Annotated in this window: 13 protein-coding genes and 3 pseudogenes; 7 read left to right on the plus strand and 9 right to left on the minus strand. The window is 44.8% G+C overall.

Going from position 1 to position 14,319, the window contains the following annotated elements:
• Entirely contained in the window at positions 1–654 is a 654-nt protein-coding gene (gene merTP, locus FDP09_RS20180) for a mercuric transport protein MerTP (protein WP_015268183.1), read from the minus strand.
• A complete protein-coding gene (locus FDP09_RS20185) occupies positions 651–1,028 on the minus strand; it encodes an ArsR/SmtB family transcription factor (protein WP_015268184.1) in 378 nt (125 codons plus the stop codon). Before FDP09_RS20185 ends, merTP begins: the two co-directional genes overlap by 4 nt.
• Before the next feature lie 299 nt (positions 1,029–1,327).
• Here FDP09_RS20185 and FDP09_RS24415 point away from each other — a divergent pair.
• Positions 1,328–1,567, plus strand: a pseudogene (locus tag FDP09_RS24415) (transposase); the annotation flags it as partial.
• A gap of 133 nt (positions 1,568–1,700) precedes the next feature.
• On the opposite strand, the gene ltrA (FDP09_RS20195) reads toward FDP09_RS24415, so the two are convergent.
• Together ltrA (FDP09_RS20195) and FDP09_RS23950 are read right to left on the minus strand one after the other, a co-directional pair.
• On the minus strand, positions 1,701–2,717 hold the full coding sequence (ltrA, locus tag FDP09_RS20195) for a group II intron reverse transcriptase/maturase (RefSeq protein WP_222840346.1): 1,017 nt from the start codon (positions 2,715–2,717) through the stop codon (positions 1,701–1,703).
• Positions 2,714–2,914, minus strand: coding sequence for a hypothetical protein (locus FDP09_RS23950; RefSeq protein WP_222840301.1), 201 nt, complete (start codon positions 2,912–2,914; stop codon positions 2,714–2,716). Before FDP09_RS23950 ends, ltrA (FDP09_RS20195) begins: the two co-directional genes overlap by 4 nt.
• 781 nt (positions 2,915–3,695) lie before the next feature.
• Here FDP09_RS23950 and FDP09_RS24345 point away from each other — a divergent pair.
• From FDP09_RS24345 to tnpC (FDP09_RS20225), 6 genes and pseudogenes are all read left to right on the plus strand, one after another.
• Positions 3,696–3,896, plus strand: coding sequence for a helix-turn-helix domain-containing protein (locus tag FDP09_RS24345; RefSeq protein ID WP_373289281.1), 201 nt, complete (start codon positions 3,696–3,698; stop codon positions 3,894–3,896).
• 56 nt (positions 3,897–3,952) lie between these two features.
• Positions 3,953–4,240 carry an IS66 family insertion sequence element accessory protein TnpA gene (tnpA, locus tag FDP09_RS20205; protein ID WP_015268186.1) on the plus strand — a complete coding sequence of 96 codons (288 nt, stop codon included), beginning with the start codon at positions 3,953–3,955 and terminating at the stop codon, positions 4,238–4,240.
• The gene (gene tnpB, locus FDP09_RS20210) at positions 4,240–4,581 is read left to right on the plus strand and encodes an IS66 family insertion sequence element accessory protein TnpB (RefSeq protein ID WP_015268187.1); all 342 of its coding nucleotides are present in this window, start codon (positions 4,240–4,242) and stop codon (positions 4,579–4,581) included. Before tnpA ends, tnpB begins: the two co-directional genes overlap by 1 nt.
• A 169-nt stretch (positions 4,582–4,750) precedes the next feature.
• Positions 4,751–5,701 (plus strand): annotated as a pseudogene (gene tnpC, locus FDP09_RS20215) (IS66 family transposase); the annotation flags it as partial.
• Between the two features lie 629 nt (positions 5,702–6,330).
• The gene (ltrA, locus tag FDP09_RS20220) at positions 6,331–8,031 is read left to right on the plus strand and encodes a group II intron reverse transcriptase/maturase (protein ID WP_222840302.1); all 1,701 of its coding nucleotides are present in this window, start codon (positions 6,331–6,333) and stop codon (positions 8,029–8,031) included.
• Positions 8,032–8,147: 116 nt separating this feature from the next.
• A pseudogene (gene tnpC, locus FDP09_RS20225) lies at positions 8,148–8,747 on the plus strand (IS66 family transposase); the annotation flags it as partial.
• On the opposite strand, the gene FDP09_RS20230 reads toward tnpC (FDP09_RS20225), so the two are convergent.
• The 5 genes from FDP09_RS20230 to FDP09_RS20255 form a co-directional block, all read right to left on the minus strand.
• On the minus strand, positions 8,731–10,359 hold the full coding sequence (locus FDP09_RS20230) for a recombinase family protein (protein WP_308421164.1): 1,629 nt from the start codon (positions 10,357–10,359) through the stop codon (positions 8,731–8,733). The pseudogene tnpC (FDP09_RS20225) and the gene FDP09_RS20230 overlap by 17 nt on opposite strands.
• 326 nt (positions 10,360–10,685) lie before the next feature.
• On the minus strand, positions 10,686–10,868 hold the full coding sequence (locus FDP09_RS20240; protein WP_137404363.1) for a hypothetical protein: 183 nt from the start codon (positions 10,866–10,868) through the stop codon (positions 10,686–10,688).
• Between the two features lie 68 nt (positions 10,869–10,936).
• A complete protein-coding gene (locus FDP09_RS20245) occupies positions 10,937–12,004 on the minus strand; it encodes a DUF932 domain-containing protein (protein ID WP_137404364.1) in 1,068 nt (355 codons plus the stop codon).
• A gap of 707 nt (positions 12,005–12,711) precedes the next feature.
• Positions 12,712–13,449, minus strand: a complete 738-nt coding sequence (locus FDP09_RS20250) for a hypothetical protein (protein ID WP_137404365.1) — start codon at positions 13,447–13,449, stop codon at positions 12,712–12,714.
• 12 nt (positions 13,450–13,461) lie between these two features.
• Positions 13,462–14,319 carry a DUF4138 domain-containing protein gene (locus tag FDP09_RS20255; RefSeq protein ID WP_137404366.1) on the minus strand — a complete coding sequence of 286 codons (858 nt, stop codon included), beginning with the start codon at positions 14,317–14,319 and terminating at the stop codon, positions 13,462–13,464.

Consider the following 14,319-nt stretch of genomic DNA (forward strand, 5'->3'; position numbering starts at 1 on the left):
TTATTGATTTAAAGTTTTTTCTTGTATGATTTTCTTTTCAGTGACTTTATAGCCTGTAGCTTCCTCTACCGTATCAGCCAATTGATCAATGGATACTTTTGTTTGATCAAACTTTACCGTTGCAATACCACTTTTGTAGGACGAAGAAGCTTCGAGAACACCTTCACTATTATTAAGCGCTGCATTTACGCTATGCTCGCATCCGGTGCAGGTCATGCCTTTGACCCTCAGCTCAGTATTCAGAATATCATCTTCTTTTACCACGATAACTTTATCGGCTTTGCTGTTGTCCGGGAAAAAGATGCCGGAATAGGACGGAAAAGCAAGCATCAATACCGCAAAGACGGTAACGATTCCAAGAAACTTTTTGGACTGCCAAAAGGAGGGACGCTCATTCTCATCACAGGCACAGTCGATTTCCTCCTGAGTCCTGGGTCTTAATTTCTGATACCAGGCAAAGCCCAATACCAAAACTGTAAGGCCTATTAAATAAGGTCTAAATGGTTCCATCCATGAAAAGGCCGAAGCAATGCCTCCTATTCCTGCCAGCGTAGCAAAAACCGGGGTGATACAACAAAGTGAGGCAGTAAAGGCTACTAACAATCCAGCCCCAATACTTTTTGATGAGGTATTTGATTGGTTTGAATTACTCATGATATTGACTCCTTTTTGTTATTATTATTAAGCAGGCTGTCTAATACAGGTCTTATTGCTTGGATATTATCTTCCACAATAGAGTAGAACACGGTTTGTCCTACTTTCTTGTATTTAACGAGCTTTCCATCTTTCAGCTTTCTTAAATGTTGGGAAATGCCACCGACAGATATATCCAAAATATCGCTTAGATCACAAGGACACATTTCACCTTCTTTATGAAGTAGAAAGAGAATCTTAAGCCTTGCGGCATTTCCTGAAAGGTTGAAAATCTGAGTGGCCAAATTCAACTGTTCTTCAAGTTTGTTGAGTGTTTTCTTGCACTCCTTGATTTGAACAGGATCGGCCAATACTCTGATACAATTATTGTTCATGTTTTAATATTTTAGCTATTACTAAAACTAAAACGTAAAGACAGGGAAAAAGTTCAATATTTTAGTAAAAACTAAACTAATCAACCTCAATTCCTTTGCTATGTAGCCTCTTTGGCCAGTTAAATGACTTAATGAAAAATGTCGGTGAGGCTGTCTCATAAGTCATCTTTGGAAAAAAGTAAAAGCTACACGAAAAATCGGGTAGCCATTTTTAGGTTTTAACTCGAAACTGTTATTTTTGAGGTGTGCAAAAAACCAAAGACAAGTTAGTCCTAAAAGACTACAATCCCAACCAGTTGATGTTTCTTCCACCGTCATTGGGGGAACTTTTGCCGTCAAACCATCCGGCACGCACAGTAAGTGTGAAAGTGGACAAGATCTCCATCCCCCCATCCTCGAGCAATACCCTGATCTGGGGGGCAGTAGCTCCCATCCCCGTATGCTGCTGAAGGTGCTGGTGTACGGCTACCTTGAGAACTGTTTTTCCTTCCCGTAAACTTGAGAAGGCCACAAGGGAGAATATCGCCTTCATGTGGCTTCACTACCTGGTTGGTTGCCATGCACCGCACACATCTAAAAAACACAATCCATCTAGGGTATTTTTCACCAAATCCATCAAAAAAGCCCTCCAAAAGAAGGGCTCCATTACTTTTACAGAGACGTATTCCAGTCCTAAACTATTTTTTCCAGGTAGAGCGGTTCGTTGCCTCCCCGCCTGTTCAGCCATTTGTGCAACAGCCGTTCAACACATCTGTGATACTTGTTTAGACTTCTGACATTGAAGGTTACCCCATAATAGGCATAGTGGCCTCGAAGCCTAACGTTAAGATCACAGATCAACTCCTTTAATTTCCTGTGCCTGTTGCCTTTGATCCAATCGCCTGTTTTGGTAATAGCCATCACCAGCTTCTTGCTGCTTGTCTTTCGTTTCAAGACTAGCCTTCCTTTACGTGTCTTACCCATATAGTGGGCAAAACCCAGAAAATCAAAGCTTCTTTCTCCACGTATATTAGTGTTCAGATCGATAACCTTTGTCTTTTCCGGATGTAGTCTAAGCCCATATTTTGTAAATCGTTTGTCGAGAACAGCCATGACACGCTTGGCATCTTCTCCTTTTTCAAAACCCATCACAAAATCATCGGCATACCTCACCATGAAACTTTTACCTGTTAACAGGGGCTGGATTTTATCCGAAAACCATTCATCCAGCACATAATGAAGATAAATATTGCTCAATATTGGTGAGACAATACCGCCTTGCGGCGTTCCTCCCTTCGGATAATGCAACTGCTTATCTTCCAGTATTCCTGCCTTGAGCCATTTATCCAGCATTTTGCGCACCACGCCATCTTTCACCCTACGGTCTAGAAACACACGTAACAGGCCGTGGTCTATGCTCCCAAAGTAATCCTGGATATCTGCATCTATAATATACCGCATCCTTCCATAGCTTACTTTCTCGAACATGTACTCTATGGCATGGTGACAGGATCGGTTTGGACGGAATCCGTAGGAAAACTCTTTAAAGTCTTCCTCATAAATCGGCTCCAACACGCTCCTGACACTCGGTTGAAGTACTTTATCCTCTATGGTGGGAATCCCTAGCGGACGCTTCCCCGTTTTCCCCTTCGGAATATACACCCTGCGTATCTGTGGTGCCTTGTACTCCCCTGATTTAACTGTCCTCAGTAGTTCCGGAAGCCGGTCCGGTAGGCGTAACCCATACGCATTCCAGCTTTCTCGTCAACCCCTACACTACTGGTTTTATTCAGCTGTCGGTAACTGCTGGTCAGCAACTCCACATCTATGTACTGATGTAGGTTCGTCAGGGCTTCCCCTTTGTGTTTGCTAGCCCGATCTGCTATTTGTAATTTGTGTGTTGACATTGGTCTTCTTGTCTCTGGTACAATTAATGTTTCTAAACTACAATTCCGATTTAAGGTATCCCCCTTTCCTACTTGCTGGCTTTCTTGGGATAGATTTCCCAGCGTTCAATCGGTACTATGGGGATACTAAGACTGCCTTCGCCCTTCTCCTTCCCTTCAGTTTCCTTCGGTACAGATACCTTGCGGCAATGCCTCTTCTTAACGTCTTATCAACTGGCATTGCTTACTTGACAGACCTGGATGGTTACTGTGTGGTCAATCCTTATACCAACTGTTCGCTTGGAGGCGGGAGGCTCTCCCATGTTCCATGCAACCCTTATCTGCCTTTGACCAGGTCTCAGACCACGACCAGGCTGTGACTACTTGCCTTTACTCTCTCGCTGTCATCAGTGTTGTTCCAACTCATTTAACAGTTAAAACCCCGGTATTGCAAATATTTCGTGGCTCTATACTGGCCTTCGGCAGTCGCTGTCTACGCTTCATGCCATCGTCTCCAGTGACTATGCAAGACTCGCTTCCGTTGGGTGGCTAGCCCTTGACGGGACACGCTACTTACGTGACTGGGTTACTGTAAGATGTTTTTGATATAACTATACGCCTTATATCTGTCCCCATCTTATGGACTTGCATGGCGCAATAAAAGCGTTTGCCGTGGGAGAAGAATGACTATTTTAACATTGAATTTATTCGACCACAGACAACCCTATCCTCAAAGGAAAGTATTGAGCAAGACCAATAAATAAGACAGGATTACGAACGATTAGAGAAAGAAAAACAAACCATCCTTTTATACTTACTTGAAAAAGGAAAAATCTCAAGGAAAGAAGCCGGTAACTTAATGGGATTGAAAAACACAAAGATTTACGAAATTCTCGCCAAAATGGTGGTCCAAAACCTTATTAAAAAACAGGACAAAGGGAGAGCCACTCCCACAAACTATAAGGCCTTCTCTCCAAGCTTCCCCAATGTAACCACCTTATAAAGTACAAGTTTCATAGCGTGTTTTGACCACCTAGCTTTCTGGAAAAACTAGAAGTTATGAATCTACAAGCAGAAATGGCCACCCTGGTCGAAGAGTTTAAAACCACCGATTTAACGCAAAAATCCTTCAGTGAGCAAAAAGGGATCGGCTTCCATAAATTCAATTATTGGTACCGAAAACTGAGGGATGAACAGCCAGCGGGAACCACCGGCTTTCTACCGGTCCGTACACAGGGCAGCAGTGTTCCTGCAGAGGCGATGGAAGTGGTCTACCCGAACGGGGTAAAGCTGCGTGTGCCGGCCAGGGACCTATCGCTGTTGTCGGGCCTGATCAGACTGTACTGATGTTTTCTCTGGGCTCCCAGCACCAATATTTCCTGTACCGTTCCCCGGTTGACATGCGCAAAGGGTTCAACGGGCTTTACGGGATGGTCATCAATGAACTGGACCGGGACCCTGTTTCCGGGGAAGTGTTCGTCTTTGTCAACCGCCACCGCAACCTGATCAAACTCCTGCACTGGGAGAAGGGCGGTTTCGTGGTCTATTACAAACGATTGGAAAAAGGCACCTTCCTGCTCCCGGAGGACAGAGGTGACGGCGTGCTGGAATGGCCCGAACTGGTGCTGATGGTCGAGGGCATCCAGGTGGACGGCTACCGGCAGCGTCCCCGGTATATCCCCGGTTGATTTTTTTACTGACCCGTGTTCAGCTTTTCGGGGCTGTATGCCCTTCTGTTAGTCCTACGGGCAGCTTTTTGAAGCCAGGATGGCCGAAATCATCTCCTGAGGGTTTTTTCCACAGGGGCTGTGGAAAAAAAGTCCATGGTTTTATAAGCAGGAGGTTTTATTTTCGGGCATGTCAAAGCCACTCGATCAGTTAACCAAAGCCGAACTGCTTGCCCTGCTGCAAAAGTCAGAGCAACAGGTGGCCGACCGTGAGCGGGTGATAGCCGAGAAGGAACGTATCCTGGCCGAGAAAGAAGCTTATGAGAAGCAGTTGTTGGCCCTGATCGAGAAGTTCAAGCGCATGGCCTTTGCCCAGAAGCGGGAACGCTTCGAGGGGAACAAGGACCAGCTGGACCTGCTCTTTGAACCTACCCAAGAACAAGAACAGCAACAACAGGAAGGGTTTTCCCGCAAAGTAGAATACATCCGTAAGAAACGCCCCGCCCATACGGGCAGACAGCCCTTGCCCGACCACCTTCCCGTAGAAGAGATCGAGATCCATCCGGAAGGGGACCTTTCCGGAATGGAGTGCATCGGCAAGGAAGTGACCGAAGAACTCGACTATATCCCTGCCCAATATATCCGCAGAAGGTACATCCGTTACAAGTATGCACCAAAGGACAGGTACAGCAGTGCCGGGGTAAAGATCGGCCTGTTGCCGGAAAGGGCCATCCCAAAGGGCATCCCGGGTTATGGGCTGCTCACCGACATCATTACAAGGAAATACCTGGAACATATGCCGCTGTACCGGCAGGCACAGCGGTTCAAACGGGAAAAGATCCCCATAGCGCCCACCACACTTGAGGGATGGGTGAAACAGGGCCTGGAAAAACTAGAGCCCCTGTACGACAGCCTGGTGGCCGACACCAAGGCCATGGGCTATCTTATGGTGGACGAAAGTACCATCCGGGTATTGGACAGCGACAAGAAGGGCGCCTGCCACACGGGCTACTATTGGGTATACCATAACCCATTGGAAAACACCGTACTCTTTGATTACCAGCCTACCCGGAGCAAGGGAGGCCCCAGTGCCATACTGGAAAACTTTCAGGGCTACCTGCAGAGTGATGGCTATGCGGTGTGTGCGACTTGCTAAGTCGTCCGTTTAATTGTTTTGGCACCTTTGGGTGTAGTAAAACCCTCCTTTCTGTAGGAGGTAGCCTACTCTGGCATGCATAACTGGTAACGGATGTGTGTGAAGCCCGGAGGACAATGTACCGAATACTATTTGTAGTAGTCTTCCCCGAAGCGATGAGGAGAAGAACCCCGGAACTTCACCGGTGGATAGGGCTAGGCTTGAGGGCATGGCTAACATAAGTGAACTGTTGATAAACATCGTTAAGCCGAATGAGCCAAAGAAGTTGACAGGCTCAGGCCAAAATGGCAACGCAGAAGGTCAATTTGCTATGCTGTCAAATTGCACAGACTATCACTCTGCCGGTGAATAGACAGAGCCTCACCCCTCAGTGTTAAACGGACGGAACAAGGTAAGCCCAGTTGTCCGCCTGAAATCAATCAGGCAGGTGAATCGTGAGATAAGCTGACGGACAGGTGGGTAGAGGATTCAACAAAAAGCGAATGGCGCTTTGTAATGAAGTGCATAGGAGATGAAAGAATGTCTCCATGGTGAAAGCCAGCAGACTTGTTATGAAGGTAAATTATGGTAAGAGAATTTGTAGAACTTAAACTTAGGAGAACAAGCAAATGACAGTGTCAAAAGACATAGGTGCGGTCTCCACTGCTAAAGGCTGGGATTCCATTGACTGGAAGATGGCCGAAAAGGAGGTAATGAAGCTACAGGTGCGTATTGCCAAGGCGGTGAAACAAGAACGCTGGAACAAGGTTAAATCCTTGCAATGGCTTCTGACCCATTCTTTCCATGCAAAATGTCTAGCGGTGAGAACCGTTACAACAAATCGCGGAAAGAACACCCCCGGTATAGACGGGGTTGTCCTGAAGAAAAACAGCCAGAAGTACCAGATGGTACAACGGATGAACAGAAGGACATACAAACCTCTTCCATTAAGAAGGATCCACATTCCCAAAACCAACGGAAAAACCAGGCCACTGGGTATTCCTGTCATGAACGATAGAGCTTGGCAGGCCCTACACGGACAGGCGCTGTTACCGGTTGCCGAAACAGTTGCCGACAACTACAGTTATGGATTCCGTCCTCAAAGAAGTACCGCTGATGCGATCGAAAGGATTTTCAGCTGTACCGCGAGACATTTTGACCCAAAATGGGTTTTGGAAGGTGACATCAAGGGTTGTTTTGATAACATAAGTCACCACTGGATGATGGAACATGTCATCACCGACAAAAGGATACTGGAAAAATGGCTCAAGGTCGGATTTATGGAAAAAGGTGAATTCTTTCCAACAGACGCTGGAACGCCTCAAGGCGGATTGATTTCACCGTGCCTATCCAATATCACTCTAGATGGCATGGAAGCCTTATTGGACAGGGAGTTTGGAAGTAGCAGAAACATTTGCGGGAGAGTTCCTTATCAGGCCCGTAAACTTGTAGAAAAGAACGGTGTTAAACTATGCAGGTTTGCTGATGATTTTATCGTCACCGGCACCAGCAAGGAACTGTTGAGGGACCAGGTGAAACCGGTACTGGAAAAGTTTATGCAGGAAAGAGGATTGGAATTGTCCCAAGATAAGACCAAAATCACTCCTCTTGACAAGGGGTTTGACTTTCTGGGGCAGCATGTGAGAAAGTACGAACTTCGTAACCGAAAGAGTAAACTACTCATTAAGCCTTCCAGAAAAAGCGTGCAAAACTTTCTTGGAGAGGTTCGTCGGATGATAAAAGTTATGGCCACTTGGAAACAGGAAAACGTAATAGCCAGGCTCAATCCCATCATCAGAGGATGGGCAAATTATCACCGTCACGTGGTCTCCAAGGAGGTACTCAGCCAGGTTGATTACAAGATATGGATAGCTTTATGGCGTTGGGCCAAACGTAGACATCCCAATAAAGGAAGGAAGTGGATCAGCCGTAAATATTTTCGGCCGGTCAAAGGATTCCAACGAGCTTTTAGCTGTACACAAAAGGATCAAAAACTGGTAACACTCTTTAGGGCCTCTTCCATACCGATCGTTCGCCACCCGCAAATAAGACCGGAATCTAATCCTTTTGACCCGGATCACGAAGCTTACTATGAAATGAGACTTTCCAAAAAACTACATAAAAGCTTTGCAGGAAGGAACACTCTAAAGGCATTGTGGACCAACCAAAAAGGAAAATGTCCTGAATGTGGAGAGGCTTTGCCGAGCAAAGGACCAAAAGGGTATATCAAGTATATTCAAAGTAGGTTAAAAGCAGGAAAAGCCAACATCCACAATTTGGTGCTACTCCACGAACAATGCCATGCAGAGGGGTATAGATTGGGGTTTCAATTATGAACTGCCGGCAGAAGCACAGAATGCCTCTGTTTAAATTTGCTTGAGCCGGATGCGGGGAAACTCGCACGTCCGGTTCTTAGGAGGGTTGGAGGGAGAAATCCCTCCCGCCTATCCGACACGAACACTATGCGGCCAATAAGGAGATCACCCACCTGGCCTGCTGGGCGCATGCGCGAAGAAAATACTTTGAAACCCTGGTGGAGAACAAGAAGCTGGCTTCCGAAGCCCTGGGCTTTATCGGCAAGCTCTACGATGTGGAAAAAAAGGCCAAGAAACTGAACCTCTCTGCCGAAGACCGTAAAAAGCTCCGTTTGGACGAGGCCTTGCCGGTGATCAACAAAATGTCCGAGTGGATCAAGAAGCAGCTTCCCAAGGCCCTGCCCAAAAGTGGGCTGAGAAAAGCCCTGTTCTACTCGGCCAATAGATGGGCCGAACTGTCCAATTACCTGTATGACGGGGAACTGGAAATCGACAACAACTTGGTGGAACGGGAAATCAGGTCCATGGTGGTCGGCCGGAAGAACTACCTGTTTGCCGGTTCCCATAAAGCGGCCCAAAGGACGGCCATGATCTATTCCTTCTTTGGGATATGCAAGCTACATGACGTGAATCCCCAGCAGTGCCTCGAACATGCACTGAGAAATATCATGACCATCAACCATAAAAACATCAGGGATCTATACCCGCAAAACTTCAACTTCACAACACGGGTTTAATAGGGCGGTTACTCCCCAATGCCATAAGCTTCTCTATCATTTCCATTTCTTCCAAAAAAGAGTTCGACCCACGTACCGCCAGCTCCACCCAATGAGAGTTAGACGATTTTTTCGTTTTTCTCTCATTTTTTTTGATCCGTAAACCATTGTTTATCTGGTAGATACACTCAACTACAGAATTAATTCTTCCGGTTCGATAACCTGTTTTTGAAAAACACAGTTTTTCGGGGAATATCGAACCAATTAATTCTCTCTTTGTCTCGACATCTCCGTTTTCATATAGCAAATCTAGCCTAGAGAGCCTTTCCAGAGCCCTATCAACATATTTGGAATAGTTCGATACTCTCTCTGGCTTGGTTGCTGCCAATTGGTTCTCCAAGCTGGAAATCTCCCTATTACATTCGGATTTTATTTCCCTATAATCATCTGCTTCAAGGTCTCCTGCCACCAATAAATCTCTGCTTCTCTTCAATTTTTCATGAAGACTTTCCAAGGAAGCTGCCACTTTTTTATGTTCTTCTCCTTCGTCCTTGAAATGGTATTTGAAGAATTCATGAAGTATCGCACTAAAGATTTCCTTTTTCTCCTGCTTTAGTGTAAACCTTTTCATCTCTATAACCATTTGATCATTGAATAAAGATGCCTTTTCCCTAAAACCACACTTTGATAGGCAATGGTAATAATAATATCGTCTTGACCTTCCTTTAGAGCCACTTCCTGTTAACACCTTTCCACATTTTGGACATACAAGGAATCCTCTCAAAGGTAACCTATCATCGGACACCACTTTTGGCAAATATTCATCTCTTCCTATGTCCTCGAGAATATTCTGTACCCTATAAAATTCCCCTTCTGAAATCAAAGGTTCGTGTTGGCCGTTTACAAACTGGTCTTCTTCATCCTTAAAAGCAGGCACATAAATTTTCCCACAGTACAATGGGTTCCGTACCATTCTATGGAAATGGGAACGGCTGATTTTAAGTCCTTTCTTTTTGACCATTTCCCAAATATTTTCCGTTGGATAACGTTTTTTCAAAATGGTATTGAAAACCCATTTTACAATGGATGCTTCTGGTTCTTTTAGGGCAATAAACTTTCTTGATCCCTCCATTCGGTTGATGTACCCAAAAGGTGCTTTCCTTAAATAACGTCCCTCCTTTAATGCCCTTCTCATACCGTGAAAAATATTCAGTGCCCTACGGTCATTTTCCACCTCGGGTGCTGCCAAATAGATCGCCAGCATCATTTTATTTTCAGGAATATTCAAGTCCAATGGCTGTTCAATGGCCTGCGGCTCAACATCTAAGTTCCTAAGGGTGTTTATCATTTGGTAGGCATCTCCGGCATTTCTACTAAACCGGTCCCATTTTGTAAAAAGTATTTTGTCAACCCCTCTACCCCTGCTTTTCTTTAGATAGGTAAGGAGTTCTATCCAACGGGGCCTATTAAAGGTCTTCGCTGAATGGTCTTCGAAAATCACCTTCCGCACCATAATATTGTGATGGTCACAATATCTTTTGAGGACTTCTTCTTGATTACGTTGGGAATAACCTTTATCTGCCTGTTCATCGGTACTTACCCTAATATATAAGTCAGCTACACTCATGCTCATTAACAATTTGATCTACAGCTAATTTAGCCAAAAAACACATTACCTCCAGAATACCTCTGGATTCTTCATGCGATATTTCTTCTCCATGATTTTTAAATATTTCCCTTACCTTTTCAGGTGTAATCCCACATTTTTTCGGGCCGAATTTATCCAAATCAAACATACAGATAAGTTGTACAATGAATTGGATTAATATTCACACCGAATTCAGAAGGTGGGACTATAGGATATGGTGAGAAAAACCCTCGAACTATTAATTTCTCTATAAGGGTTCTTTGCTTCTTTCTTGTGAAGAAAGAAGCCCAATTGTATGGACTTCTTTTAGACTACTTATTTTTTTTCACCTGCTTAAGCTTTTGGAGCATATCTTTCCAATATGCCTGTCGTTTCTTTAAAAAAGAGCTAGCCTTTCCCGAAAGTTTATAATTGCTGAACATTTCGGCATGTTCTATTGCCTTGTCCAGATCTTCTACTTCAATTGTATTTCCATCCTTATCTTGAATCTTCATTACAGTGTTAATTTAATTTACCAAATGAAATATTATGGGCAGACATGTTATGCCTGCCCTATCAACTTTTATACCTTCAAAAGGTCTTCGCCGTTTTTGGCAAATTCCACACATAGATCAAAAGCTTTTTGCCCCTTTGTCTGCGCCGTACCTCCCAACAGAATAGATTTGGTCTTATCCTCCTCACTCTTAAAGTTTCTCACATTTTGAAAATATCCTGTTACCGCATTATAGGCACCAAAAAGTGTACCCTCTGTAGTGGGCAATAACTGGGTATCTCCCATCATGGCATATGCAAAAGCATCTTCGCATTGATTAATAAAAGCTGTTGATACCTGGTCATATTCTCCTCTATATAGTTTATCTAATGTATCCTTATTGGGTGCCATGGCCAGTTCAATTAACCTCTTAACCTGCTTATCCTTGATTTTAACCTTTGTCCATCGGTTGAAAATCGTTTCCAATTTATCAGCGGTGTCAGTTACCAAGCCCATTAATTGATGTGCCTGTTGTAATCTTTCCTTGGCCCCTGAAGTATGGCGGATCCTGATGACATTGGTTTTGCGGTTCATCGCTGCGTTTAGGGTATTTTGGCAAACTACCCTTATGGGGGTAAAAGCAGCGGTTATGCTGCCGCTCCCGTCGTGGGAAGTCGTAAGGAAAAGGTATTGTTCCACCAAGTCGTCTTTCCCTACCAAAATATTATCAGGTAATTTGGCGGTAATGAACACGCGCTCGCCATCCCCAAGTGCCCCAGCAGTTTCATATTTTATACCTTTTTCCTCTTTGACGATGGCATCAAAAAATGAAAAGGCATCCCTGTTCTGCACTATTCCATAGTCCTTTCCAACAATCCCAAATACCTTTTGGGTATCCGTTCTCATGGTTGCGTAATGACTTGTCAAGGGGATTTCCAATTGGCTATTGTCAAGACCATTCTCTCCTATACTAAGTCCTTCCCATTTTGTAAATAGTGGAGATTTAACCACCTCATAATCCAGTCCTGCAAATTTAATTGCCTCCGCAGAGCATGGATATTCTTCTACCACCTTACCTAGTTTATGCCATGCTGGTTGTTTTACACTGAAAAAGCTGTGCTTTCCTGTTCTCTCGTTAAAATGAATATTGTGTCCCATGATTTCAGTTAATTTAAGGGTTATACATTTATTTGATCCTTTATTGCCCATCCTCTAAAAGCCTGTGGAAAAAACATTTTTTTAAAAGAAAAAACGGCAAAAAAGAAAGCTCAAAAAATGGGGCGGCCACCAGCCAAAAAGGAAACGGAATAAAGGAAAGGCTGAGGGCAGGCAGGCGTTTATGCCGTCCCTTTTTGGCCCCATTTTACAGGTTCCATACAAGGCCGCCCCTATCTTAGCTGCCCTTTTCTGCCGTTCTTTTAAAAAATTAGAGATAAAGCCCTATCCTTAAATAAGTATAGACCTCGTTAAGCAATGAGAAAGCCATCTCCTTTACAGGATCAAAACAACACTTTTTTACTTTCAATACAGCGGACGGAATTTCCAGTTTGAAGCTGAAATGGAACGTTCCTTTCCAGCCCTGCGGAAAGTGTCAGTGAAATGAAGGCTAAAACGGAAATTTGGTCCAAGACAGTTTTGAGAAGTACTTTCCCTGAAATGTAGTTTCCGGAATGATGGGAAGGTGCTTCTATCTTTTTCTTGCAGCTACATAAAATACTTTAACCTGAAAAATAAAAAATGCCCTAAGGCTTTAATTGAAATATTTAAATAATACTGGGTAAGAGGAAATATCTAAATTATACTATTTATGGAGTCGAATAAATTGAAACTAAAAAAGGCTCCCATTGAGAAGCCTTTTTTGATAATCACACTTTTATTGTTTTACCTTTTTCCTGTTTTGGAGGGGCTTGCTTTTTACCCATTCCCTGCTCCAAATTCTCTTTGATCTCTTGCCGCAGATCTTTTAGGTTGAGCCGCTTTCCAGTTTCATCATATACGCTGATAGTCTTGTACTGTGGATTGGCAGCTACCAAAAATGAACCTTCCATGCCTGCAATATTTACCTCATGCAGGTTTCCCTTTTTAAGGGAGTAAAGCAAACGGTCTTTTTGGTCCATGCCTTCCATTTCCACGATGGGTAGGGTCTTCAATGATTTTTCCAGGTCAAAACCATAACGGTCATGGTACTGGAGCATGGGGTGCTGGCCCTTTTCGTTCTTTTCTGCCAGATCCAACTGAATCCAGGCATTGTAACGTTCTCCTCCCTTATTGAACAGGGCTTTGTATACTGGACGCCATTCCAATAGGTTGAAGGCCTCCTTGGCCGAAATATGCTGGTTCTGGTAAAAGGTATTGGACATTTTGCTGCCGTTGGGCTTGTGGAGCTCGGCATCGAAGCTGTTGAAGAAATAGCGGTCCATCTTGTCGGACTTTCTGAAGTTGAGCTTAAAGTCCACTTGCTTGTCCTCGATGGTTACCGAGTGTCCGAGCCGGAACTCCTTCTTGCCCTGCTTCATCTGCTTTTCCAGCTCCTTGTTGAGCTCCTCGCCGAAGCCGGCATATTTCAATCGTTCCTTGAGTACTTCCAGGTTTTCCTTGTCCATGGTCTATTGGTTTTATGGTTGAATGATCGGTTCTGCTTTCTCCAGGTGCGCGGCCTTCAGCCTTAGCCTGAGCAGCCGGCCACCGTTTTGCTCCCTGATATCGATGACCAGGTTTTCATTGCCCCTCAGGCTGAACTGTGGCAGCGCAAGTACCAGCCTGTTGGAAGCATCTCCCTTCACTCCTTCTTCCGCCTTCCAACTGGCATGCACGGGAACCAGCTCGGTATTGCGCCTGGCAGTTCTTTTCAGTCCTCCCCCATCCCGCTTCCAGCACCGTATCCCAGGTTGCAGGAAGTCCACCGCTCCTTTGTTTTTCAGGTCAATGGTAAAAAATAGCGTTTGTCCATGGCAGGACGCAGTCCTTACCCTAGCCGAAACCTTCCCCGACCTGGCTTTTCTGCCCAAACGGCGCCTTGGTTTTTTATTGACTATTAAGGCAGCATAGTTGGCCAGTTCCCGCTGATTCAATCCTATACTCTTCAGGGCAACTGCAAAGCGTTCATTATCCAGCTGCGCTGCCATATCGATGGTAAGGGGACTGGGACGGTCACGGTAGCTGACCTTGAAATGGTAAAGCCTGCCCCCTGATGTGATGACATGCAGGCTGGTCGGGGCAAAGCCCTTTGCAGCGGCCTTCAGTTTAAGCACGTTGCCGGCATGGCCATCCTTTTGTGCCATGACCACTGGATTTCCCCTGTCCAGGCTTTTCACCTCAAAAGGGAAAACCAGGACGGTAGTCTTGTCATAGGCAACTTCCACGGGGTAGCTCTTGATGATGGCCTTTGGAGCATATTGTGCCCTAAGAATGGAAACGGAGAGAAACAGCAACAATAGGGACGGTGCTGCTTTTTGAAATAACATGGTTTTCAT

Origin of the sequence: Echinicola rosea (assembly GCF_005281475.1) — a bacterium.
In the GTDB taxonomy this organism is placed as follows: Bacteria; Bacteroidota; Bacteroidia; order Cytophagales; family Cyclobacteriaceae; genus Echinicola; species Echinicola rosea.

What these genes read in the sequence shown, in the direction of transcription:
- FDP09_RS20185 (WP_015268184.1), bottom strand. Translation starts at nt 1,028, where the DNA reads ATGAACAATAATTGTATCAGAGTATTGGCCGATCCTGTTCAAATCAAG.
- FDP09_RS23950 (WP_222840301.1), bottom strand. Translation starts at nt 2,914, where the DNA reads ATGTCAACACACAAATTACAAATAGCAGATCGGGCTAGCAAACACAAA.
- FDP09_RS20245 (WP_137404364.1), bottom strand. Translation starts at nt 12,004, where the DNA reads ATGGGACACAATATTCATTTTAACGAGAGAACAGGAAAGCACAGCTTT.
- FDP09_RS20255 (WP_137404366.1), bottom strand. Translation starts at nt 14,319, where the DNA reads ATGAAAACCATGTTATTTCAAAAAGCAGCACCGTCCCTATTGTTGCTG.
- merTP (WP_015268183.1), bottom strand. Translation starts at nt 654, where the DNA reads ATGAGTAATTCAAACCAATCAAATACCTCATCAAAAAGTATTGGGGCT.
- FDP09_RS20240 (WP_137404363.1), bottom strand. Translation starts at nt 10,868, where the DNA reads ATGAAGATTCAAGATAAGGATGGAAATACAATTGAAGTAGAAGATCTG.
- FDP09_RS20230 (WP_308421164.1), bottom strand. Translation starts at nt 10,359, where the DNA reads ATGAGCATGAGTGTAGCTGACTTATATATTAGGGTAAGTACCGATGAA.
- tnpB (WP_015268187.1), top strand. Translation starts at nt 4,240, where the DNA reads ATGTTTTCTCTGGGCTCCCAGCACCAATATTTCCTGTACCGTTCCCCG.
- tnpA (WP_015268186.1), top strand. Translation starts at nt 3,953, where the DNA reads ATGAATCTACAAGCAGAAATGGCCACCCTGGTCGAAGAGTTTAAAACC.
- FDP09_RS20250 (WP_137404365.1), bottom strand. Translation starts at nt 13,449, where the DNA reads ATGGACAAGGAAAACCTGGAAGTACTCAAGGAACGATTGAAATATGCC.